Genomic DNA, 24,948 nt, shown 5'->3' with positions numbered 1-24,948 from the left:
TACGTTTATTTTGGATACTAAAGTATGCGCTGTGGCTATACTTAAGCAGCCTTCTCCTGCTTTTCGCGCAGGGCGTCCACTGTGCGTACTGCCTTGACTGGCAAAGCGACAAGAGCACGAGCGGCCTTGGTCTGCACAGCCTTGAGAGAGAATGCAACCTTGGACAGCAGCACTGGACGGGATTCGAGATCAGCGAGCTTGGTGACACCTTCGGCGTCGTATACGCTGCCATCTGCAAAGCCACCCTTAACGATGAGCTGCTTATTTTCTTTAGCAAAGTCACGCAAAACCTTTGCGGCTTCAACGTAATCGCCGTTAACGAAAGTCACAGCAGTTGGACCGGAGAGCATGTCGTCCAGACCTTCAATGCCTGCTTCCTTAGCAGCAATACGTGCAAGTGTGTTCTTTGCCACGGTGTAGGAAGTATCGCGGCCCAGCTTTTCGCGCAGATCAGAAATCTGCGGTACGCTCAGCCCGCGGTACTCAGTAAGGTACACAGCATCCGCATTACGGAAGAGCTCCGTAAGCTCTGCAATGACCTCAGCCTTTTCGGGCCTTAACATGGCGTTCCTTCCTGAATCAACCATTGATGAGGAGCCATATACGAAAAAACTCCGCACGCCGGCGGAGCACAAACTGCATGACAAACCATGCCTTCAAGTTCTCCACCTGTGCTGGCATCCTTCGCGAAGCACTCGGCTGTATTGTCGAGCACCTCAAACCAACGGTCTTTGGTGTACAAAATGTATAGTATAGCAAGCTGTATACTACAACACGCCGATTATAGCAGCAATATACAAGCACCACCGCAAAATCTACAAGCCACACAACCTAAGACTTCAAATCCCATGAGTTTCGCAATTAAAGTAGATGCAGCACCATAACGAAGCTCTTCATAGTATCAGTCTTACAACCAGAGAATTCAAACCAAATACCTGAAATTTAATATGCGTTAGCACTGTTAGCTTGCTTCAAAGCATCAAGATTTAAGAAGGGACAGTAGCAGTTCCAGTTACACTAAAACTTCCGTATGATTTGACCGGTAAGGCAATTTGATTATAACTATTTGATTGTTAAGCGATACACTGATACTAGTGCAGCTCACTACCGTGCTAGCTATGCAATGGCAGCGCACCCATGAAAGCGAGGAGTTCAAGAACATGAGCGTTGCAATTATTACAGGAGCTACTTCTGGTATTGGCAAAGCTTTTGCATGGCGATTTGCACGTGCAGGACATGATGTGGTCCTCGTCGCTCGACATGAGGATTCCTTGGCAGTGCTTGCCCAGGAAATTGAACAGTACACCGAGGTTAATGCGCAAATACTACCTGCAGATTTAAGTCTTGAACAGGGGATACGCACAGTTTGCGAACGCATTGATGATATGACAAACCCATGCGCAGTATTAGTACATGCTGCCGGTTTTGCACTGGGAACTGAATTTACCACCAATATTGAAGCACGAGAACAAGATGGACTGCGCGTCATGGTAGAAGCTACTATGCGATTGAATTATCATGCAGCACAAAGTATGCAAAAGCGTGGGGCTGGTGCGATTATCAATCTTTCTTCGATGGCTGCACGCATGGATGCCGGTACTTATAGTGCGCATAAAGCATGGGTGCTGTCATTCAGCTTGGCACTTGCTGATGAATTGCGTGCTGACAATATTCGTGTATTGGCTGTAACACCAGGACCTGTAAAAACCGCCTTTTTTGATTATGCAGGAAATAGCGCAAACGCTATGCCAGCATTCTTCTGGGTGAGCGCTGATCAGATTGTCGATGCGGCGCTACATGCTCTTGCACAAGGCAAGGCACAAGTCACTCCTGGAATATTACAAAGCATTACTATGGCTGCAATGAAGATTGTGCCAAGTGTGGTGGTACGCACTATTTCCCGCGGCGGAGCAATTCCTCATTTATAATGATGTAAGTATTGCGATCTACATTTCTGACATGTCAACTGAGATGTAGCCATCATATGAGTACGTTTTCAAAATACAAACAAAACATTTTACATGCGCACGTTCTTATTCTATACTCAAGTATATTGCAAACGTATTCAGAGACAATACGCGAGCGACGTGTCAGCACGGGTGCTAACACATAATCAATAATTACATCCGAAATTTGATTACTGCAGGTCACCGATGCCGTTTTATCCAGCGAAGCACAACGGTAATGCAGAAAGAGACGGAATCATATGGTACACATGCAACATATGCGTCTGTCGAAGAGAATCGCATGTATTATGGCAACGGTTGCAATAGGTCTTTCAGGAGCACTTATTGCAACCACCGCCGTACAAGCATCTCCAACACAGAACGCACAACAAGCAGCAAATACAAACAGTGACGTTCAAGTAATTGCTTTCCAACAAACTTGGAATAGTATTGCAAACGAATGCACTGATGTCTACGGTCCAGAAGGCGTAGGATACGTTGAAATTTCACCGGCAACTGAAACAATTACTGGCACTAGCTGGTGGACCTCATATCAGCCAGTAAGCTACAAACTTGATTCCAAACTTGGCACCGAAGCAGAGTTTAAGCATATGATTACCACCTGCAAAGCAGCAGGCGTAGGTATTATTGCTGATGTCGTTACCAACCAAACAACCGGTACTGATAGCGGCGTAACCGGCGAACAGACAGGCGTTGCAGGCACAACATACAACCCTACAACAGTACAATACCCAGGCTTCACCGGAGCTAATAACCAATATCCTAATGGCGCTACCCGTGAAGACTTCCACGATTGCAAAACCATTATCAGCGACTACACCAATCAAGATCAAGTCCAAAATTGCCGCCTCAACTCTATGTGGGATTGGGATACCAGTTCAGCAAAAGTACAAGATATTGACTCTGACTTTTTAGCAGGACTACTCAAACTTGGCGTAGCAGGATTCCGCATGGATGCCGCCAAGCACATCAACCCTCAAGACTTAGCAGCTATTAAAGCGCAAACTGCACAGAAAGCAGGACTTGCAGCTGATGATATTTATTGGATTCAAGAAACTATTGGCAATGCTTCAGAAGCAGCTGGTATTCAACCCAATAACTACACTGGCAATGGCGAGGTCACTGAATTCGGGTTCAGCTCAGAATTAAACCAGAAATTCAAAGGATCTATTGCCGAGCTCAAAGATTTATCTCAACGCCTGTTGCCAAGCGACCAAGCTAATGTATTCGTTTCTAACTGGGATACCGCACGAAATAGCAGCACCTTAACCTATAAGGATGGCGCACGCTATCAGCTTGCCAATGCTTTTATGCTGGCATACGGCTACGGCACTCCCCGCCTGCTCTCCGATTACAAATTTGGCGACGACCAATCAGGTCACGACGCTGGAGCCCCGGGCGCTACCGATACCAAAGTACCAGATGTCGACTTTAACAAGGCTTGCGCTTCCAACGATTCTGATTGGAATTGCCAAGAACGCTGGACCTCTACCCGAGGCATGATCCAATTCCATAACTATGTCGATGGTGCAGCAGTAACTAAATGGCAGTCTGCTAATAGCAACTCTATAGCTTTTTCACGCTCCGACAAGGGCTTTATCGCTATCAATAACAGTGCACAACCATTAGAGACTTCCTATACTACTGATCTAGCTGACGGCACCTATTGCAATGTGTATGCGGCACTTGACTGCTCCAAAACTGTAGATGTACACAACGGCACTGTCACTACCACTATTCCAGCGCGCTCAGTAGTCGCCCTCTATAAAGGCGCCACCCAAGAAAGCCATCCAGAAAGCAAAGTTGCTACCGATCCTTCAGATCCTGCAATAGATGCGGCAGAACAAGCAAAATTACCAACAGACCAAACACTGACGGTGTATTACAAGGCAGATCCATCATGGCCTAGCGTCAAAATGGGCTACCAAGCTAATGATCAGTGGTCAGCTGGACAAGAAGCCATGCAAGGACCAGATGATCAGGGCTACTACACTATGGATTTGCAAACCGGCGGCAAGCCTACACAAGTCTATTTCACTGATGGTAATGGCAACTGGGATTCCAATGATTCCAAGAACTACACTATTGCAGCTGGTATTACACAGGCTAGTATTGAGCATCACAGCAACACTGTCACGTTGGGCAATCCAGAAACACTCAATGACAGCACACGTTTAGTAGTACACTATCGTCCAGCAAACGATAATGTGAACCGCGGTCTATATATCTGGGGATCTTCTAATTCCGGCAAGAATTTAGATGGCGCTTTCTACGAATTCAATAGTCAAGATGCATGGGGCAAAGTTTATGAAACCACATTGCCAGACGCCTATGCCAAGCTCAATTTCATTGTCACTACTACTGATGGTAGCTGGAATAAATTCGGCGGTGATCGCACAGCAACAGTTGGTCAAGATGGCACTGCAGAAGTTTGGGTTGATGGCACCTCAGCTGATGGCGCTCAAACTACTCTCGATACCGCACCATCTGATTACGCGGTAACTGGCAACTTGAACCTCACCGTACACTACCGTCGCATAGATGGTAAGTATTACAATGCTGAGGATACTTCCATTGATTTCCCACAGTGGACATTATGGACATGGACTGCTTCTTCCAATGGCCGAGAAGCACAGCTCACCAGCCATGACGCATTTGGCGAAATTGCCAATATCAGCTATCCTCAGTACACCATGATTACTAAAGATAACGGCAATACTGATATTGGTATGCTGCGCCGCTATGGCGAATGGAAGGCAAAAGACCCAGGAGATGTCGATGTTTTTGTACCAGCAAAAGCATTAGTAGCCAATGCATCAGACGGCAGTGTTCATGGCGAAATTTGGCTTGTTCAAGGAGATGCCACAGTGTATACAGCTCAACCATCACTTACCACTACCCTGAAATCTGCTTCAATTGCAGACTTCCACACGCTAAACGCTACACTCAGTAATACTGTACCGCTGGCGAAATTGCAGGACAAAGTAACCGTGCAAGATAGCGATGGTAAGGATATTGCAGTGAAATCTCTTGATGCTGATGGCACTGCTATAACTATTACTACAGAACAACAGCTTGCACCAAATGCCGCATACACAGTACGTGTAGCCGACTATGGTAAAGCCCAAGCTATTGCTGGCAGTATTGTGCGTACAAAGGATTTCGATAAGCAATATGCTTATGATGGAACCGATCTTGGTGCCACATGGAGTAAGCAGAACACGGTATTTAAGCTCTGGGCTCCTACGGCTTCTCAAGTCGAGCTTAACACCTTCGCATCAGATCAGTCTGCAGATGCAGCACTGGCAAAAACCTACCCAATGACTCGCGGCGATAAAGGCGTCTGGAGCGTCACACTTGATGGCGATATCAGCAATACAGCCTATACCTATGCTGTACATTTTGCTGATGGCACCGTCAATGAATCTACCGATCCGTATGCCACTGCCGCAACTGTTAATGGAGATCGCTCAGTAGTACTTGCTGATAGTGAGAAAACTATTGCTGATTTCAAGAGAATGCCTGAGTTTAAAGGCGGAAGCACTCATGCAGTAGTTGCCGAAACCCATATTCGCGATTTCACTAAGTCTGCCACTTCTGGAGTAGATGAAGCAAAGCGCGGCACGTACTTGGGCTTTATTCAGACAGGTACAAAAAATACTGCAGGCAACGCTACAGGCTTAGACTATTTGAAGAATCTAGGCATTACTCACGTTCAATTGCAGCCAATTTTTGACTATGCTTCTGTAGACGAGACTAAACCATTGGATGACAGCAACTACAACTGGGGTTACGATCCAAAGAACTACAACGTGCCTGAAGGCTCATACTCTAGCAATGCTAGCGACCCAGCCACACGTATTCGCGAGACAAAGCAAATGATTCAGGGTATCCATAAGGCTGGCATTCGTGTCATTATGGATGTGGTATACAACCATGTTGATAATGCTGCTGAGCATGCTTTTGGCAAAACTGTTCCTGGATACTACTTCCGCTATACCAAGGATGGTAATTTATCAGCAAATACAGGCGTAAGTAACGATACTGCGTCAGAGCGCGCCATGATGCGCAAGTATATTGTCGATTCGGTAACATACTGGGCGAAAGAGTACAACGTTGACGGTTTCCGCTTCGATCTCATGGGTATCCATGACCTAGAGACGATGAAGCAGGTACGCGCAGCACTCGATACAATTGATCCATCAATTATGGTGTATGGCGAAGGCTGGGATATGAATACCATGCTGCCAAAGGAGCAAAATGCCATTCAGCCAAATGCCTTCCAATTAGACAATACTGGTGGCAATGGTACGAAGAGCGGCTCTACAATTGGCTTCTTTAATGATTCCTTGCGCGATGCACTACGTGGGTCAGTATTCGCATTAGATGGCACTGGGTTCGTAGCTAATCAAGGCTCTCAAGAGCAGCTTGTTATGCACAATATTCTGGGTTGCCCACTTTCTGATGGACAAGCAGAAGCAACAAAGTGCTGGAATGGTAATGCAGAAGACCATTATGCGCAGCCAGGGCAGCTTGTACAATATGCGGAAATTCATGATAACCAGACACTCTACGATCGTTTACTCAAGTCTGTACCACAGCAAAAAGGCGAATCAGACGCTGATTATCAGGCTCGCTTAACCAAGATGGATAAGCTGGCAACAGGCACTATTTTGCTTTCCGAAGGACAGGCAGAAATTCAAGTTGGTCAAGAGTTCCTGCGCACTAAGGATGGCAATGAAAATTCCTATAACGCTGGCGATACTACAAACCAGCTGAATTGGGATGCTTTGGATGCAAACACCCACGCCAATGCCGCTGCAACTGCTGCGTTTGTTAAGGGCATGATTAGTGTGCGCAAGGCTATCCCAGGTTTGCAACTGGATAATTATGATGATGTTGCCAAGCAGGTTAAGCCACTTACTGCCGCTCAGGGCGTCGTTGCGTACCAGATTAGCGACAAAACAGGAACCTACGTGGTGGTGCTTAATGCGAATAATGCTCAGACGGCTGTATCAGCTGTACCAGCAGGCACGTACACACCATTGGTACTGGATTCGCAAGTGTTGTCGCAAGCACAGTCAGGTACTGATGCGAGCGTTGATGCTCAGGGATTTGCAGCAGCACCAATTTCTGTAAATGTGCTTAAGCTCAACACCGAACCGGCGGATGGTACAGATACCGGTAACACTGGTAATGCCGGTGAGACTGGTAGCGACGGCAACACTGACAATACCGGTAATACAGGAACTGACGCTGACAATACTGCAAATGGCGCTGACAATACTGGAAACCAGAATAATCAGAATAGCAATGCTGGTAACTCTGACAATGCTAACAAGCATGGTAATAGCGATGCACAGAGCGAAGCTCAGCAGTCTACTCCACTTGCTTCAACTGGTGTAGCAGTTGCAGCGCTTGCTGCGATTATCGCTGTACTTGGCGGTGCAGGTGCAGTGATGTTGTGGCTTCGTCGCAAAAGTCGCAACGCATAGTTACGCACAGTGATTCACTGTTCATAGTTAGTAATTGCACATCGAAATAGCAATGCCCACTATCTGCTCAAATGCTAGGTAGTGGGCATACTCATATGTATATCTCATCGAGTGCATTTCAAAGATATATCCGTGGGCTCGAAGGGGGTCGAACCCTCGACCTTTTGCTCCGGAGGCAAACGCTCTATCCACTGAGCTACGAGCCCAAACACGCACTCTATCAGCGCATATATGTTGCACACATATACACAAATCCCGTGCGCACATAAGAATACACGCACGGGACGAAAAGCACAATGTACTGCGTATATAACTCCTAGTACATCAACGTTGACAATCGTCTACGAGCACGTGCAACACGTGGATCCAAAGTACCTACAATATCAAAGTATTCCAGCAGCCTCACACGCACCGCATCCTTAGCCTCAGCATCAAAGGCATATGCTGCCATGAAATCGAGCAAGCGCTCAAACGCATCCTCTACCTGACCACCAATCATATCGATATCAGCAACAGCAAGCTGAGCTTGGACATCATCTGCATGATCAGCTGCAGCAGTACGTACTACACGGACATCAGCATTGGCAGAACGTGCCAACAACAAAGCCTTTGCATGTTCTCTTACTGCTCGAGTGTCGCTAGGATTTGCCTCAATAATATTCTTATAAGCTTCAGCAGCGCCAGCAAAATCCCCTTGCTTTGCCAGTGCATCTGCCTGAGCATGTTCAGCCGGCACTTGCTCTATCTCAGTATCGCTTGCTGCTTCATCAACGTCACCTTCAGCATCAGACTGGTCTGAAGCGCCCTCAGCGCCCTGATATGGAGCAGTTCCAGTTACACCGGACTGCTGTGCCAACTGTACAATTTGAGGCAATACCGTCTCTACAACCTGAGTAAGCTCATCATCAGATGGCACACCCTGCAAAATAGGCATAGGACGACCTGCAATTAACGCATACAGAGCCGGTACGCCTTGTGCTTGCAGAGCCTGAGCAATAGAAGGATTTGCGGCAGCATCAATACGAGAAAGTTGCAACTGACCGTTCATGCTATTCACAGCATCGCCAAGCTTTTGTGCAATTGGGAAGCAACGGTCATCATTGGAAACCCACAGCAGGAGCAAAATTGGGAAGGTTGCTGACGTAGTAACCATTGCTTGGAATGAGTTTTCATCGGTGTCAATAACATACCCACCTGCTGCAGGCGCTCCCCCAGCCTGACCAGCAGGTGCTTCAACCTTATGCTTCAATCCTTCTAAATCCACTGCTCCGGCAAGCGAAAATCCCGGATTAAACTGCTGTTCTTGTGCCATATCACATCCTCTTTCAACTGTGCACTACCATATCGCAAATTGCTATATATACAAGCTGGTATTACTTATCGCGCAATACTTTCCTATTGTGCTTACTGTGCGACTACAGCGGTAACCTGTCGTTCTGCTCCAACAACACGAATTTTCTGGTTACTCCCATCTTTTGGCACATAGAGAGCCAGCACATTGACATAACTCACTTTCATAGAAGAAGTAGCTTTAGCATCACCAAATAGTGCCTTCTCAGAATCAGAAGCCGGTAGTGATTCTCTTCCCTCACCAGCATTACGCACCCATTCAGAGTTAATACGCGCCACAACAAGGTCTCCACCATCTGCAGAACGCATCACTTGTATATCATCAGTTGGCGTAAAGGTTTGTGTCTGTGTACCTTTATTTGCTTCAATCCCCTGCTGTACCGTCTGTGTCAGCGTTTGTAGGTCTTTGCGGAATTGATCATCATCAAAATTCTTTGCATATTTGCTGGTATCGCCATTTTGCAATACATCAGCATATTGTTGGACAGCCTCTTTAGGAGTTGCAACAAGTCCTTTATCGTCAGCCGTCGCCGCAGCAGAGCCGATTGTTGGAATTTCAAATGCCGGCATTTTAGCGCCTTGTAGTAAACGCACTAATCCCCACAGTGTGTAGTTAGAGCGAGCATTATCCTGACGCAGTACGAGCAAACGTTGTGATTGCTGATCATCGGTCGTTGTGGTAATAGTAAATATCGCACGTGGCCAGCTAGCAGTTGTAGTAATTACTACTTGGCTGGTATCTTTTGGAATAACCGAATGAGAGTCAATTTTATTAGTTTTTTGCGCAATCGTAAGCTGACTTGTTCGCACTTCTAATTCAGGACCAGAAAGTACTTGCTTAAGTGTTTCTGGATTCTTAGCTTCATCAGCTTGCTGTAATGTTTGTAAAATACGCTGACGGATTTTCTCCTCCTGCACCTGCGTGAGCACAGGAGTTGGACCATCAGAAGACACCTTAACTGTTGGCACTGGATTACCACAGCCTGCCAATGCTGCAATCGCAAGTCCCGCACTGCATACTGCTGCACAGATTCGAATTGGCATACGGTTACTCATGGTCAGTCCCTTCTGCTTGGTTCTTATCTTCCTGTGCTTCCTCTTCTTCTGTGTGTTCGGTCGTGTTATCACCATCAGCTACTTCAATATCATCTGGCGTTTCATCTTGCTCAGCTTCTTCTGCTTGCACAGCCTCGCCATCATGGTCTGCATCACCAGACTGGTCTGTATCATCAGTTGCTGCTGCATCGCCAGACTGGTCTGTAGTATCAGACTTTTCGTTTTCACCAGCTTTATCTGACTGTTCGTTCTCCGCGGACGCACTAGCATTTTTTTCTTGCATCAGACGAGCAAAATACTCTTGCAAATCCGTGCTGCTGACTGGAGGAAGCTCATCCACCACTGGTAACACTTCTGTTAGCTCACCATCTTGCAAGGAGTTGGCACGCGCTTTATCCTCACTACCCTTACTTGCATCATTGACGCCAACAGCAACTGCATTTGTCACACCAGCAGTGCCTGCAGCTTTGACACCATACCGATGCACTGTGGAATGACGGGTGCGAGCACCATGCCCATGCCTACCTACACGAGGAACATGAGGCTTTGGCCAGACTACACAAAGCGTGGCACAGAGCACTGCCAACAGTAATGCAATAGCCGCAATAATCCATAATGGTGTAGCATAATCCGGTGTACTGCTACGCGTCCATTGCATATGCACCGTCATTTGAGCATCAGTATTGCGGTTTGCGCTCGTATCACTTTTACTCTTCTCTGTGTTAGCGGTTTGATCAGCACTTTGATCGCTCTGTGGTGCAGCAACATCACCTTTTTGCTGCTGTTCTTTCGCATGTTGCGCGCTTTCTTGCTCATCTAACATATGAACTATTACTACCGCATCCTGCTCATGCTGCTTTTGCCATGTAAGGTTTACCTTACCGGCGCCACATCGTACTTGTTGCCACATATCAGAGTTGGTAAATGTTGCATTACCTTGCGCAACTTTACCTTGTGCCTTATGTGCCGTAGTTGAAAACTCTTGCCACGAATTAAATCCACTAATCCGCGTATATGCAGTCCCCTCAAGCCAGCCAAGCGCATCAGAGGAAGAAGTCAATGCAATACATATTTGTGGTGCACTTGTTGACGATGAGCTCGATGAAGATGTTTTCGATGCCTTAGCATTGGTACGTGCAGTAATAGTAACAGGACCATCGGTGGTATCGAGCAATCCTGCATCAGTTACCGCATAAGCTGTGTTCATTGATGCTGTTGCAATATCAACTTGCGGATTTAAACGCCAAACAGTAAGACAAAGCACAGCACCAATAATTGACAATACTGCAATCACAGCAAAAATTGGTGCCACAATGCGGCGTAGTACTGCTTTACGTTTACTTAATGCATCGCTGGCATGTAAATCACCAAAAATGCGTTCTGTAGTGCTACTTACTACAGGATTATTATCGTCCTGCTCCGATGAAGAGCTACTCTCTATCTGATCGTTCTGTACATCTTGAGATTCCAACTGCGCTGACTGCGCTGCTTGGTGCTGATCTGCACCATCCGAATCTGGCTCTAAACCGTCTGATTGCGCTGAATCTTGCGTATGTGAGGCTGATGCTTCTTGCTCGGTATCCTTCGATACTTCATTATCTTGATTATCTTGTTCACTATCAAACGATTGCTGACTTTGGAATGTTACGCCCTGCAATAGAGCAGTATCAAGTAATGCAATATCCGGAGCTTCAACATGCAATTGCGGCAATGCTTCGTCTTGTCCTTGAGCTTGTTGCTCGTGATCTGCACCGTCGCGTTCCGCATCATGGTTCTCTATTTCAGTATGTTCTGCATCGCTACTATTGCGCTCGATTGCAGATTGCTCCTGCCGCAAAACATCCTCATGCACAGATTCACTAGCTTCACTGTGCTCAGTATGCTCACTGCGCTTATCTTCAGATGCGCCATCAGATATAGGCTCGTTTACTTGTTCGTGCTTCTGTGTCTTCTCATTATCCATATTGACACCCATTCTACAAGTTACTTTGTCTTTCATCAGCGCAAATTCGTTATTTGCATACACCGTAGTTTCCGCACCTGGTATGCAGAAAGTTCAAACTAAACACTATAGTATACCTTTTACACGAACCTCATCGTAATTTAAGCATAGTTTATACTCAAAGAAAGCACGTATTATCTTTGGTCAGCGAAGTCCGATACAGTACAATTATGCAAAAAGAATTCATCAACCGCTTTGCGCGCAAAATCGGCGCTCTTACCATCGCTGCCTGCATGGCTTTTTCATTGGCCGCTTGTTCCAGTGATTCATCATCAGATTCCAAAAAATCTGACTCTTCTAAAACAAGCCAAAGTACACAAGCGGATACCATGACACTGAGCAAAATGACTGGTATCAGCGCAACCGGCGAACTTGGCCAGAAGCCAAAAGTCACCTTCAAAACACCATTTAGTGTTACTAATAATTCTTACCAAATTTTGCAAAAAGGTAATGGCGAAGAGCTTAAAGACGGTATGCAAGTCTGCTCCCAGCAAATTACACTGAATGCAACAACTGGCGCAGAAGTGCAAAGTACATGGGAATCTGGACCAGAATGCTCTATTCGTATTGATGCCAATCAGTTGAGCTCTGCATATTATAAGCTGTTCAAAGGGCAAAAGCTCGGTACCACTATCGCTTTCGGACTCAATGCCGCACAAACAGCTGGTTCGAATGCTCAAACCACAACTGCCGACCAGTATATTAATGTGCTCACCTTCGTTTCTGTGCTTAAGACGCTTGAACGGGCAACTGGCACTCCAGTAACTGATATTCCAAGCAACCTACCGAAGGTAACGCTCGATAAGAATGGTAAGCCAAGTCTTGATCTCAATGGTTATAAGCCAGAAGACAAGCTCGTCGTTCAGCCGCTTATTCAAGGCGATGGCGATACCGTTGGCGAGAATGACTCCGTTACTGTGCACTACACCGGTTGGCTGGCTTCTGACGGTAAGCAATTCGATTCTTCTTGGGATCGCGGCACGAGCACTTCATTCTCGTTAAATCAGGTTGTTGCAGGATGGAAGCAAGGATTAGCTGGGCAAAAGGTTGGTTCCCAAGTATTGCTTATTGTTCCACCAAGCCTAGGCTATGGTTCCCAAGGTCAGGGGACGATTCCGGGAAATGCAACGCTGATTTTTGTGGTTGATATTCTTGCAAAATACTAGTACTGGCTGCACTATAACACATCCACAAATGTGAATAGTGCAAACTGGTGTGCACAACAGAGTACACATGTACGTGAAAGTTGGTCACACCTAACTATGCGAAAGGCTCAGCGTTGCTGAGCCTTTTGTATGCGACTGGCACAAAATATGAATGATGGTAAGAGTTATATACGCCGTTACTTGCAGCTACTTGTAGATACCTGCAGTTACTTATACGAAAGTCCAGTACCATCACTGCCCAAATGCCTACTACTCCGACGCTAAAACAGTCGCAACAGCCCGTCTTGTGTACCTTTCATTTCATCATAATCAAGCAACAGGCAAGTAAACCCTCGATCTTCTGCTAACGTCCGCGCCTGAGGAGTAATAGTCTGAGCTGCAAATACGCCGCGCACTGGAGCAAGCAACGGATCACGGTTCAGCAATTGCACGTATCTCGTCAACTGTTCAACACCATCAATGCCGCCATGACGTTTAATTTCAATAGCAATATGCTTGCCTTGCTCATCCACTGCCATAATATCCACAGGGCCAATAGGTGTAGGAAACTCTCTTCGTATTAACCGCACACCGTCGCCCACACGAGTAATTTGCTCGGCTAGTAATTCTTGTAAATGCTCTTCAACACCATCTTTAGAAAGCCCTGGGTCGGTACCTAAATCTACGGTTTGATCAGAAATAATCTGCTGAAACACAACTTCAAGCACATCATCAGATTTTTGTGCTGCGGCTCGAATAATTAGCTCAGGCGCCTGACCTATATCTTGCGTTAAATCGATATATGATGTATCGAGCTGGTCTGTTGTGATTTCTTTTAATGTACACGGAGCTGCCATCCAATTTAACGGTTTGTATGAACCAAGCTCAGAAAAAATGAGTACACTATTATCCGCCTTAATCAGCACAACTCTGCGTGCAAGTGGCAATGTTGCATGTAAACGACCTGAATAATGAGCAGTGCAATCGGCAATAATAATACGCATTCCTACTAGCATAGCGAGTACACGGAATATGCGAGTACACGGAATATGACAATACTGCACTGTGCAAATTTTTGCGGATACGTGTACCTATCTGGAGTTCAATGCGCTTCAATACGCTTCAATGCAACAAAACAAGGCGTAACCCACATAGTATGGATTACGCCTCGCAGTGTTTAGCTCAAGTCAAAGCCGGCTAGAATTTTTAAGTTTTTCTAACCGAACTCTATAAGCTAGGCTTCTTGCTTGGTTGCCTTAGATTGCTCTTTTGTACAACGTTCAACAGCAATGGTTAGCTTATTAGAATCGAAGGAAATAAAACCGTTATTTACTTCAAATCTCAGCTGAGTATTGTCTGGTCGAGTAACAACAACTGTACCTTCATCCGTGGCGGCCATCACAGGTTCGTGATCAGCTAAAATGCCCATTGAGCCTTCAGCTGCAGGCACAGAAACTCGTACTGCTTCACCTTGCCAAACTAGGCGATCCGAAGCAGCAAGTGTTACTGCAATACGCGACTTTTCAGCAGCCACTATGCGTTGTACTCCTTTTGCATCTCGTGCCACTTCTGCTCAAGATCCTCGATGCCACCGATGCCAGAGAATGCCTGCTCTGGTACGTCATCATATACACCATCGCAGATTCGAGTAAAGGCTTCAATAGTCTCATCTGCTGGCACATATGAACCTGGGCGACCGGTGAACTTCTCCGCCACGTAGAAGTTCTGTCCAAGGAACTGCTCAATCTTACGAGCACGATTTACCGTAGTCTTATCTTCTTCACCAAGCTCGTCAATACCGATCAGAGCAATAATATCCTGCAGTTCCTTATTACGCTGCAAAATTGCCTTAACACGGTTTGCACAATCATAATGTGCTTGACCAACATAGCGAGGATCAAGAATACGTGAAGTTGATGCCAATGGATCCACTGCTGGATAAATACCCTTAGAAGCAATATCACGAGAAAGCTCGGTTGTTGCATCCAAGTGGGCGAATGTGGTAGCAGGGGCAGGATCAGTATAATCATCTGCTGGCACGTAAATTGCCTGCAAAGAGGTAATAGAGTGACCACGCGTTGAAGTAATACGTTCCTGCAACGAACCCATTTCATCTGCCAAGTTTGGCTGATAACCTACTGCTGATGGCATACGACCAAGCAATGTGGATACCTCAGAACCAGCCTGAGTGAAGCGGAAGATGTTGTCAATGAAGAGCAACACATCCTGATTTTGCACATCGCGGAAGTATTCTGCCATCGTCAGTGCGGTTAATGGGACACGAAGACGAGTTCCTGGAGGCTCATCCATCTGACCGAATACCAGTGCGGTCTTTTCGAGTACTCCTGCTTCTTCCATTTCGCCGATCAGATCGTTACCCTCACGGGTACGTTCACCAACACCAGCGAATACGGATACACCGCCGTGATTCTGAGCCACGCGCTGAATCATTTCCTGAATCAACACGGTTTTACCCACGCCAGCACCACCGAACAGACCAATCTTACCGCCCTGCACGTATGGGGTAAGCAAATCAATAACCTTAATACCAGTTTCGAACATCTGAGTCTTAGACTCAAGCTGGTCGAAGGCTGGTGGGTTACGATGAATTGGCCAGCGTTCGGTTACCGTAATTTTCTCATCTGGTCGAGCATTCAAAATTCGACCAGATACGTCAAATACATGTCCCTTAGTTACGTCACCTACTGGAACCTGAATTGGACCACCAGTATCGGTAACTGTTGCTCCACGCACTAAACCATCAGTTGGCTTCAAAGCTACAGCGCGCACAATAGAATCACCTAAGTGCTGCTCAACCTCGAGAGTAATCTCGTGGTTGCTTTCGCCCTCACTGTCGCCTACAGCAGTGATTTCAACGGTTAGCGCATTATAAATGTCGGGAAGATGGCCGACTGGAAACTCAATATCGATAACTGAGCCCTGTACACGGGTGATGCGGCCCTGCGACACAGCTGAAGTTTCGTCTTCAACCGTGGCTGCCGCAGTTGCTGATGCATTATCCATGGCGCTCCTATTCTTTGTCATTGTTCAGCGCGTCGGCGCTGCCGATAATTTCGGTAAGTTCCTGAGTAATAGCTGCCTGACGGGTAGCGTTTAACTTACGCGTTAATTCGTCAATTAAACCGCGAGCATTATCAGTTGCTGTATGCATAGCATTCTGACGGCTTGCAGTTTCTGAAGCTGCACTGGTAAGCAAGCATTCATGAATACGTGACTGCACATACTTAGGTAGTACTCGATCAAGTACTTCATCAAGACTTGGTTCAAACGAGTACAACGGCTGTGCAGCAGGAAGAGACTGTGCGGCTTGTCCAGAAACACGTTTAAGTGATACTGGCAGCATACGCAAAATACGAACTTTCTGCACCACCATATTGACGAATTCTGTAAACACGATGTACAGCTCGCTAACTCCACCTTCTTCTTTCGGCGTCATATACGCGTCAAGAAGCGTTTTTGAGATAGTTTCAGCAATTTCAACTCCAGGAGCGTCGGTATGACCTTCCCAAGTTTGTGCTACATCGCGTCCACGATAACGGTAGTATGAAACACCACGACGTCCATACACGTACAACTTTGGCTTCTTACCCTCGGATTCGAGACGACCGAGCAAAGCTTCAGTCTCTCGGATAATCGATGAGGTGTATGCACCAGCCATGCCGCGATCCGCTGTTAGTGCGAGCACAGCAACATTAGGATTGCTGGATTCCGCGGTAACAATTGGATGCACAATATGGCTGTGTTGTGCCATAGCCTGAACAGCATCGAAAATCGCATCCGAGTAAGGCTTCGCACCTAAAGCCACATCACGTGCTTTAGCAATACGCGAACTAGCAATCATCTCCTGAGCATTGAAAATTTTCTCCAATGACGCTGTGGAGGCGATTCGTGCCTTATATGCGAGTTGCGATGCCATATTACTCCCCCGCTCGCTTGCCTTCAGCTACTGCATCACGGGCAACAAGCTCTTCTTGTTCTACTGGAGTCTCCAATTTTGGAGCTGCCTTAGCAACAAGCGGAGTGCCATCATGCTTAATGTATGTTGAACGGAATGCTTCTACTGCTGCATCAAGCTTTTGCTCAGTTTCATCGTCAAACTTTTCAGTATCGCGGATTACATCAAGAATGTCTGTGTTGTGAGCAAGGTAGTCAAGCAGACCTTGTTCAAATGGCAGTACATCCTCAAGTTCCATATCGTCAAGCTTGCCGTGAGTACCAGTCCATACTGAGACCACTTCCTGTTCCATTGAGTATGGAGAGAACTGTGGCTGCTTAAGCAACTCAGTCAGACGTGCACCACGGGTGAGCTGAGCCTTTGAAGCTGCATCCAAATCAGACGCGAACATAGCAAAAGACTCAAGCGAGCGATACTGTGCCAACGAAATCTTCAACGTACCAGAGACCTTCTTCAAAGCCTTGGTCTGAGCTGCACCGCCTACACGAGACACAGAAATACCTACGTCTACTGCAGGACGCTGGTTTGCATTAAACAAATCAGACTGCAAGAAGATCTGACCATCAGTAATGGAGATGACGTTCGTTGGAATGTATGCAGAAACGTCGTTTGCTTTGGTTTCGATAATTGGCAAACCGGTCATAGAACCGCCGCCCAAATCATCAGAAAGCTTTGCACAACGCTCGAGCAGACGTGAATGCAAGTAGAACACGTCACCAGGATAAGCCTCACGTCCAGGTGGACGACGAAGCAACAGTGAGATTGAGCGGTATGCTTCTGCTTGCTTTGACAAATCGTCAAATACAATCAAAACATGCTTACCGTGGTACATCCAGTGCTGACCGATTGCGGAACCAGTATATGGTGCAATGTACTTAAAACCAGCAGAATCGGAAGCTGGGGAAGCCACAATAGTGGTGTACTCCATAGCACCCGCCTCTTCAAGGCTTTGGCGCACGGAAGCAATAGTAGAACCCTTTTGACCAATTGCTACATAAATGCAGCGAACCTGCTTCTTAGGATCTCCACTTTCCCAATTTGCCTTCTGATTAATGATGGTATCGATAGCAATTGCGGTTTTACCAGTCTGACGGTCACCAATAATAAGCTGACGCTGACCACGACCAATTGGGGTCATAGCATCAATAGCCTTAATACCGGTTGACAACGGTTCCTCAACTGGATGGCGATGCATAACGTCTGGAGCCTGAGCTTCCAGAATACGTCGTCCTTCGCTTTCAATTGGACCTAGACCGTCAATTGGATTGCCCAATGGGTCTACTGTACGTCCCAGATAGCCATCACCGACAGGTACAGAAAGTACGTCGCCAGTGCGTCGCACTTCTTGACCTTCTTCAATGCCAGCAAAATCACCAAGCACTACCACACCGATTTCTCGGGCATCCAAGTTGAAGGCTAGACCAAGCGTACCGTCCTCAAAGGTCAGTAGCTCGTTAGCCATGCAGCCAGGGAGTCCTTCCACGTGTGCAATGCCATCGCCTGCAGTCCGGACGTATCCAACTTCAGCAGTTGGATTATCAGACGGCTTGTAGGACTCAACAAAATTGTCAAGCGCCTGGCGAATCGCCGCGGGATCGATGGTCAATTCTGCCATTGATCACTCCTTATTCTTTACTAATTGAGATGCGTGTATATGTATGACTTATCGCATGGGCTAGGTATTACTGCTTCATAGCACGTTGCAAATGCTGCAACTGTGCAATTACAGTATTGTCGGTTACTTCTGAACCAACTTGAATACGCATACCACCCATCACACGTGGATCAACCACGCAATTGACATACACATTGCGCCCCAGCTTGCGCCGGTAAGCATCTTTAATGCGCACAATCTGCTCATCACTGAGCTCAACAGCACTGGTAACAGTGACCATTGAACGACCGCGGTGAGTTGAGATTTGGGATATAAGCCAGCTAATCGTGGATAAATATCGCCTGTTTCGCAAATCGCGAGCAGCATGACTTGCTAAATCCATCGTTACTGGGTCAAGATTCTTGCCTTCAAGTAGCGCATGTAAAAAGGCAACGCGCTGCCTTGCAGTCGCATTAGTATCGCTCAAATGCTGACGCACAATTGGTAACTTAAGCAATGCAGAATGCAATGCTGAAAGTTCAAATGATATTTGTGCCGAAGCATCACGGTTATCTGCACTTATCATCAGTGCTTCAACAGCCATATCTTCCATAGCATCAGCTAAGTCACGCGGATGACCCCAATGCTGTGCTACTAATGCTTGTGCAATGGACAGGGTGAGCGGATCGACTACATTGCCTATAACGCTGGTAATCAGTGTGCGCTTATCTTCTTCATTTCGAGAAGGGTCGGTCAAAGCACGCTCTAATCGAGCGTTATCATCAAGTAACTTGCCGACCTCAAAAAGTTCGTCACCAATAAGCTTGGCTCCATCTTTTCGATCGATAAGCTGTGCTTCAAACTGCTGTAATACTGCATCATAAGCTGCTTGTGAAGTCTTTCCATTCATGCGGTTCACCTCCTGTCTTTCTGTATGCTATTTTGCTCGTCCTTGCGCGATTACTTCTCCTTGGATGCAGACTCGGATTCAATGTCTTCAATCATGGAATCCAACATATGTGACTGCACCTGATTATCGGCAAGTTGAGCACCAAGAATCTTGCCAGCAAGGGCTGTAGCTAATGCACCAACATCACCCTTGAGACTTACCATTGCCTGCTGCTTCTGAGATGCAATAGCCTGCTGAGCATTAGCAGCAATTTGTGCTGCGTCTGCCTCAGCTTTAGTACGTGCATCTGCAACAATTCGAGATGCCTCATTGCGAGCATCATCGCGAATCTTTGCAGCTTCAATTTTTGCATTATCGAGCTGATCTTCGTACTTCTTCTTTGCTGCTTCAGCTTCAAGTTGTGCTTGTTCAGCTTTAGCCATGCCACCTTCAATACGCGATGCCCGCTCATCAAAAATAGCTTGGAACTTTGGCATAAAGTAGCGATAGAAGAAGAATGCGATAATGAGCAGAACAATTAAGGACCATACGATATCGTATGGCTCTGGCAGAAACAGTGCTACACCGTCTTTTTGTTCTTCAGCGAGAACTGCAACATCACTCATATCGCCCTCCTTTCATTCATCATCAGTTTGTCGTATGAACTAATGCTGAATTACTGGAAAATGAAGCCAGCGACGAGACCGAGCAAAGCCAGAATCTCAACGAATGCAACACCGATAAACATGAGCGTCTGCAAACGGCTGCTCATTTCTGGCTGACGTGCAGTACCTTCAATGGTCTTGCCAATAACAATGCCCAAACCGATACCAGGGCCAATAGCGGCAATGCCGTAACCAATGGCGTTAAGATTGCCTGCTACTTCAGCAAGGGTAACGATATCCATGTGCTTTCCTTTCTCAACGGGAGCATTGCTCCCACAACTCATTACAGAACTTGCGTCTTGCGTTCCTCAATGTTTAATCTTCAAGTTCTGGATAACTTAAGTTGATATATGCGGTGGTCAGAATTGCGAAAATAAATGCCTGCAGAGCTGCCACCAAAATCTCAAAGCAAGTCATTGCAAAACCAGCAGCAAAAGTCAGCACTCCAAATGGAGCAAATGCTAGGTTATGCATCTCAATAAAGAACCACTGCGTTGCTGCAAAGCAAACAGCCACAGTGATATGACCAGAGAGCATGTTGGCAAAAAGTCGGATAGTAAGCGATAACGGTCTGATAATCAGCAACTCAAGTAGCTGAATAGGAGCCAGTAATACGTAAATTGGACCAGGAACACCTTTAGGGAACAGTTCTTCCTTCAAGAATGCGCCAAGACCTTTTTCACGTATGCCTGCAATCCAATATTGGCAGAAGCACCATAGCGCAAACAACAACGGCATAGTAATCGTTGCAGTTGCAGCCATATTCATTCCGGGGATTATGCCACACAAATTAAATACCAGAATAGTCAAAAATACTGTGGTAACCATTGGCACATAGCGTTTGCCACGCAGCTCGCCCATCACCTGATAGACAATATTATCGCGTACAAATTCCAGTACCCATTCCACAGCACCCTGCCAGCGACCTGGTACTAATTTGGCTCGTTTTGCCGTAATACCAAGAACCAGCAGCAAGACAACCGTTGCCACTAATCGAATAAGAATAATGCGATTGAGCGCAAAAGGCGTGCCTTGGAAGAGAATTTCATCTGGTAAAAATTCGTTAACGGTTGGGTAATGAGGGCCATCAGCAGCAAGAACCATAGCACCAGATGCACTATGAGCACTGCTATAACCTTCCGCCCCACTCATGCTTGCACATACAGAGGTTGCTGCTTGTGAAGCATGAACTACCACGGAACGCACCGCGTCGCCGGCTGAGGTAGTTAACTCCTGAATGCCAGTCAAATCCACGTGCCTCCTCGTTCGTAACTCACATATAGAAAACCCTACTGATATAGAGCATTCCTATATATGTCCGTCCTCATGAGCTTTAGATCATAAAGTTCATGAACCCCAACTAGTGTAATACCTTCGGTCGCCATCATGTGACACCTACGTAACATACAATGAAGTAATTGGCATAGTTTGCCACCACACCATCGTTCGCGGCATCACAGTGGTATTCGGTTTTACTCACTATAGTATGACACTATTTATGTTACATATTCGTATACAACACAAAGTGCACACTACTGCTTGCACCCTAGTTGGGCAACTGTGACTACTCTAGCAACTTTTGTAGTCAGATTGCACCACATAAGCAGAAAAATCATGGTTTTATCGATAAAATATTCCGATACGCAGCGCGTAGCGTTTAGGAAAGCGCAATATATCAATCATTCTTTGTTTTGTGAAGATTTTGTACACTTACCGAACGGTTAGCGATTGCACGTGCTTACTGAAGATGGCTAGTACGCTTACCTACTGCGCTTACCCACTACGCCTACCTACTATGCTTATTTACTACGCTTACCCACTGTACTTACCCACTACGCCCACCTACTACACGTCTGCTTACTACCCTTTATCAGCGTGATCAATAACACCATACCCATCGCCAGCAAAGGCTTCATACTCATCGCCACGTGGAGAAGCCGGAGATCTACGATACTTTCTATCCGTACCCAATTTGCCCTCAGCTTTTAACTGTGGCACTTCACGCAGATCATATGGTGTTGTCTGATACACCCAATTAAGCCAGTTTCGCCATAGCAAATTAGCATGAGCGCGCCAAGCAAACAGCGGCTCACGATTTGGATCATCATGAGGGAAATAATTAGTAGGAAATGGCACATTGGTAAGACCGCGAGACATATCGCGCTGATACTCCTCCGCCAAGGTCCATTTCCCATATTCCCAATGCCCTAACGCAAAAACCTCGGAAAAGTCTTTAGTTGCAAGCAATCCAGGTCCACTCTGCGGTCCCCATGTAAGCACTTGTAATGCAGGATTTGACGCAATATCTTGCTCATTTACCGAAGCCACACGAGAATGAGGTTGCAAAATAATTTCATCAAACCCATTCGTAATAAAACAGTATTCATCTTGCAAATATTGAGGGAATACACCAAATATCTTCTTTTCTTCCTGCACTTTGCGCACACCATAGCGCTGATACAAAGCTGCCATTGCACCCCAGCACAAGTACATAGTAGAAAATACGTGACTGCTCGCCCAGTCAAGAATTGTGCAAAACTCATCCCAGTAATCAACTTCTTGAAAATCAAGATGTTCCACTGGAGCACCTGTTACTACAAGACCATCGTAGTAATTATCTTCAAACGAAGAAAGATTCTCATAAAACTTCAGCAGATGATCACGGTCAGTGTGTGTGGATTCATGCGTAGAAGTTTTCATAAAATCAACGTCAACCTGAATAGGAGACTTAGAAATCAGACGCAAAATCTGAGTTTCTGTTTCAATCTTCTTCGGCATCAAATTCAGTATTACTATACGCAAAGGTCGAATGCGCTGCTGAATAGCATCAGCATTATCAAGCGCAAAAATGCGTTCCGAATCTAAAATTGCTCGAGCTGGCAAACCTTGTGGAATAGTAATAGGCATGTGGCTATTATGACGAATCCTCTGGTCTAATGCCAAAAGTTATGCTCATTGATGGACTTTTTCAAATACGCGAGCTTATTTAAAAGCATGGGGAACGCTGTTATAGGAGATATGAACTGCACCCTGCCTATTGAACTGAAAAAAAAATCAAATTCAAAGATTGGGAACGCTGTTCAGGATATAAGCGCTTCTTTATACAGTGTGGACGTCCCTAATAGGCTTGTATTTGTTGGTAACTAAACAAGTCCAGGACATCTAAACATCAACTCGACACGCTGTAGACCCACAAAACTTGCATTATTCTAATTCATGCGTAAAATAGTTCGAGCTGCCTGAAGGGTAAGCCGACGCGGGGTGGAGCAGCTCGGTAGCTCGCTGGGCTCATAACCCAGAGGTCCATGGTTCAAATCCATGCCCCGCTACTAAGCAAGGCTAGGAATCGCAAGGTTTCTAGCCTTTATCTTTTCTAACTCAGATTGAATGAGTTGTAATTTCTGGACAAATTCTGAGCAAGCTGACGCTCTGAAACCGTTTAAAAATGCAATATTCTCCCCTATACTAGTAGTGGGATTAGTGGTTGTTGGCGTTAATGGAGGCGCGTGATGGATGTTTCTCGTATTAAGGGTGCTCATGATTGGGATTTTCCCGTACCTGAGATTACTGCTGAAGCGATTGATGATTTTATTGCAGCTCTAGCTCGTGATGAAAGACTTTTTATGGATATTTATTATGATGCAGTTGATAGTTGCAGTCGCGAGATGAGCAATGAGCGCGATGAGATGGTTATTCGTAATTATTACCTAGGGAATGAGTGGATGGATGATGTTAGAGACGCTGCATGATTTTTCTATGTTCCCATTACGTATGTGTATGTATGAGGGAATGAAAATCCTATAGTTTGGTTTGGTGCAACATGGGTCAACGTTTAGTAGATAGACTGATTGAAGAAAGAGATCAGCATATTGATCATGCATTGTTTTATTGGACTCAAATTTTAATGGCGTATAACTCAAACCACATGGAGGGCTCTACCCTAACTGCTGAGCAGACGAGTCAAATTTTCGAATCAGATAGTTTACTTGCCGCTGATGGCGAGCAGATTCGTGTAGATGACGTGATAGAGACGCGTAACCATTTTGTAGCATTTAATTATATGCTTGACCATGTAGACAATCCGGTTAATGAAGAGTTCGTTTGTCACTTGCATTGGCTCTTAAAAAAAGGAACTTCCCAAGAAAGTGACTCCAAATATCACATTGGTGCATATAAAACTCGAGAGAATGAAATCAGCCAGATTCTTGGTCTAACCTCAATACCAACCGTGGCAGCAGTGCATGTACCTGAAATGATGGAAGTGGTGTTTAACGAATATGCACGCATCACTGATAATCCTGTGCATATTGCAATGTGTCATTGGATGTTTGAACGCGTACATCCGTTTAGTGATGGGAACGGTAGCATAGGTAGATTAGTAATGTTCAAAGAGTGTTTACGTCTGAATACCGTGCCACCGCTGGTACGCGACGAACATCACAGCATGTATGTTAAAGGACTTAATGAATTTCCTGAGCACCCAGGCTGGCTCGTTGATCTGCTACTTAGCGAACGAGACACCTATGAACAAACATTTATGCAACGTATGGCACAAGGACAGTTAGCGTATACCTATGCAGATCATTGGTCAGAACAGGATAGTGAAGTATTACTGGATCAGGCCCGTGTTTTCGCCCAGCGCATTGCTCAATTAGCACCTTCACCAGAAGTGAATAATCTTTCAACACTGTATGCAACACCTAGTGCAGTGCCTGTTCGCCAGCAGAAGCGACATATTCATTGAAAGTTATAGTATACTGAGCTTGCATTATTCAACCGCTTACGGTAAATACTTTTGAACTGAAACCC

19 protein-coding genes and 2 tRNA genes are annotated in these 24,948 nt (G+C 45.9%); 6 read left to right on the top strand and 15 right to left on the bottom strand.

Annotated elements, in window-relative coordinates:
* Positions 1-41: 41 nt before the first annotated feature.
* Positions 42-563: a 50S ribosomal protein L10 gene (rplJ, locus tag IEU85_RS07610; RefSeq protein WP_188355660.1), complete on the bottom strand. Its 522-nt coding sequence runs from the start codon at positions 561-563 to the stop codon at positions 42-44.
* Between the two features lie 597 nt (positions 564-1,160).
* Here rplJ and IEU85_RS07605 point away from each other — a divergent pair.
* The gene (locus IEU85_RS07605; RefSeq protein WP_229714834.1) at positions 1,161-1,928 is read left to right on the top strand and encodes an SDR family NAD(P)-dependent oxidoreductase; all 768 of its coding nucleotides are present in this window, start codon (positions 1,161-1,163) and stop codon (positions 1,926-1,928) included.
* A 326-nt stretch (positions 1,929-2,254) separates the two neighbouring features.
* Positions 2,255-7,462, top strand: coding sequence for a type I pullulanase (gene pulA, locus IEU85_RS07600; protein WP_188355659.1), 5,208 nt, complete (start codon positions 2,255-2,257; stop codon positions 7,460-7,462).
* A gap of 133 nt (positions 7,463-7,595) precedes the next feature.
* Here the strand turns inward: pulA and IEU85_RS07595 are convergent.
* The 4 genes from IEU85_RS07595 to IEU85_RS07580 form a co-directional block, all read right to left on the bottom strand.
* A tRNA-Arg gene (locus tag IEU85_RS07595) sits at positions 7,596-7,668 on the bottom strand.
* A gap of 110 nt (positions 7,669-7,778) precedes the next feature.
* Positions 7,779-8,774, bottom strand: coding sequence for a tetratricopeptide repeat protein (locus IEU85_RS07590; protein ID WP_188355658.1), 996 nt, complete (start codon positions 8,772-8,774; stop codon positions 7,779-7,781).
* A gap of 92 nt (positions 8,775-8,866) precedes the next feature.
* A complete protein-coding gene (locus IEU85_RS07585) occupies positions 8,867-9,868 on the bottom strand; it encodes a DUF8094 domain-containing protein (RefSeq protein WP_188355657.1) in 1,002 nt (333 codons plus the stop codon).
* A complete protein-coding gene (locus tag IEU85_RS07580; protein WP_188355656.1) occupies positions 9,861-11,831 on the bottom strand; it encodes a hypothetical protein in 1,971 nt (656 codons plus the stop codon). Before IEU85_RS07580 ends, IEU85_RS07585 begins: the two co-directional genes overlap by 8 nt.
* Positions 11,832-12,040: 209 nt before the next feature.
* Here IEU85_RS07580 and IEU85_RS07575 point away from each other — a divergent pair, with 209 nt between their 5' ends.
* Positions 12,041-13,036: an FKBP-type peptidyl-prolyl cis-trans isomerase gene (locus tag IEU85_RS07575; RefSeq protein WP_188355655.1), complete on the top strand. Its 996-nt coding sequence runs from the start codon at positions 12,041-12,043 to the stop codon at positions 13,034-13,036.
* Positions 13,037-13,296: 260 nt separating this feature from the next.
* On the opposite strand, the gene nucS is transcribed toward IEU85_RS07575, so the two are convergent.
* From nucS to IEU85_RS07525, 10 genes are all read right to left on the bottom strand, one after another.
* Positions 13,297-14,019: an endonuclease NucS gene (gene nucS / locus IEU85_RS07570; RefSeq protein WP_188355654.1), complete on the bottom strand. Its 723-nt coding sequence runs from the start codon at positions 14,017-14,019 to the stop codon at positions 13,297-13,299.
* Between the two features lie 230 nt (positions 14,020-14,249).
* Entirely contained in the window at positions 14,250-14,549 is a 300-nt protein-coding gene (locus IEU85_RS07565) for a F0F1 ATP synthase subunit epsilon (RefSeq protein WP_188355653.1), read from the bottom strand.
* Positions 14,549-16,039, bottom strand: a complete 1,491-nt coding sequence (gene atpD / locus IEU85_RS07560) for a F0F1 ATP synthase subunit beta (protein WP_188355652.1) — start codon at positions 16,037-16,039, stop codon at positions 14,549-14,551. Before atpD ends, IEU85_RS07565 begins: the two co-directional genes overlap by 1 nt.
* 7 nt (positions 16,040-16,046) lie before the next feature.
* On the bottom strand, positions 16,047-16,952 hold the full coding sequence (locus IEU85_RS07555; RefSeq protein WP_188355651.1) for a F0F1 ATP synthase subunit gamma: 906 nt from the start codon (positions 16,950-16,952) through the stop codon (positions 16,047-16,049).
* Position 16,953: 1 nt separating this feature from the next.
* Positions 16,954-18,606, bottom strand: coding sequence for a F0F1 ATP synthase subunit alpha (gene atpA / locus IEU85_RS07550; protein ID WP_188355650.1), 1,653 nt, complete (start codon positions 18,604-18,606; stop codon positions 16,954-16,956).
* Between the two features lie 67 nt (positions 18,607-18,673).
* Positions 18,674-19,495: a F0F1 ATP synthase subunit delta gene (locus IEU85_RS07545; protein WP_188355649.1), complete on the bottom strand. Its 822-nt coding sequence runs from the start codon at positions 19,493-19,495 to the stop codon at positions 18,674-18,676.
* A gap of 50 nt (positions 19,496-19,545) precedes the next feature.
* Positions 19,546-20,100 (bottom strand): F0F1 ATP synthase subunit B, encoded by a 555-nt coding sequence (locus tag IEU85_RS07540; RefSeq protein ID WP_188355648.1) that lies wholly within the window; start codon positions 20,098-20,100, stop codon positions 19,546-19,548.
* A 50-nt stretch (positions 20,101-20,150) separates the two neighbouring features.
* Positions 20,151-20,381, bottom strand: a complete 231-nt coding sequence (atpE, locus tag IEU85_RS07535) for an ATP synthase F0 subunit C (protein ID WP_188355647.1) — start codon at positions 20,379-20,381, stop codon at positions 20,151-20,153.
* A gap of 73 nt (positions 20,382-20,454) precedes the next feature.
* Positions 20,455-21,291, bottom strand: a complete 837-nt coding sequence (gene atpB, locus IEU85_RS07530; RefSeq protein WP_371866659.1) for a F0F1 ATP synthase subunit A — start codon at positions 21,289-21,291, stop codon at positions 20,455-20,457.
* A gap of 708 nt (positions 21,292-21,999) precedes the next feature.
* Positions 22,000-23,046 (bottom strand): homoserine O-succinyltransferase, encoded by a 1,047-nt coding sequence (locus IEU85_RS07525; protein ID WP_188355646.1) that lies wholly within the window; start codon positions 23,044-23,046, stop codon positions 22,000-22,002.
* Positions 23,047-23,394: 348 nt separating this feature from the next.
* On the opposite strand from IEU85_RS07525, the gene IEU85_RS07520 reads away from it, so the two are divergent.
* From IEU85_RS07520 to IEU85_RS07510, 3 genes are all read left to right on the top strand, one after another.
* Positions 23,395-23,468 (top strand) — tRNA-Met (locus tag IEU85_RS07520).
* Between the two features lie 180 nt (positions 23,469-23,648).
* Positions 23,649-23,888 (top strand): hypothetical protein, encoded by a 240-nt coding sequence (locus IEU85_RS07515; protein ID WP_188355675.1) that lies wholly within the window; start codon positions 23,649-23,651, stop codon positions 23,886-23,888.
* Positions 23,889-23,959: 71 nt separating this feature from the next.
* On the top strand, positions 23,960-24,883 hold the full coding sequence (locus tag IEU85_RS07510) for a Fic family protein (protein WP_188355645.1): 924 nt from the start codon (positions 23,960-23,962) through the stop codon (positions 24,881-24,883).
* Positions 24,884-24,948 lie beyond the last annotated feature (65 nt).

This window comes from Galliscardovia ingluviei (assembly GCF_014635685.1).
Taxonomy (GTDB): Bacteria; Actinomycetota; Actinomycetes; order Actinomycetales; family Bifidobacteriaceae; genus Galliscardovia; species Galliscardovia ingluviei.
The sequence above is the reverse complement of the archived record's forward strand: the minus strand, read 5'-3'. Positions and strand labels throughout refer to the sequence as shown.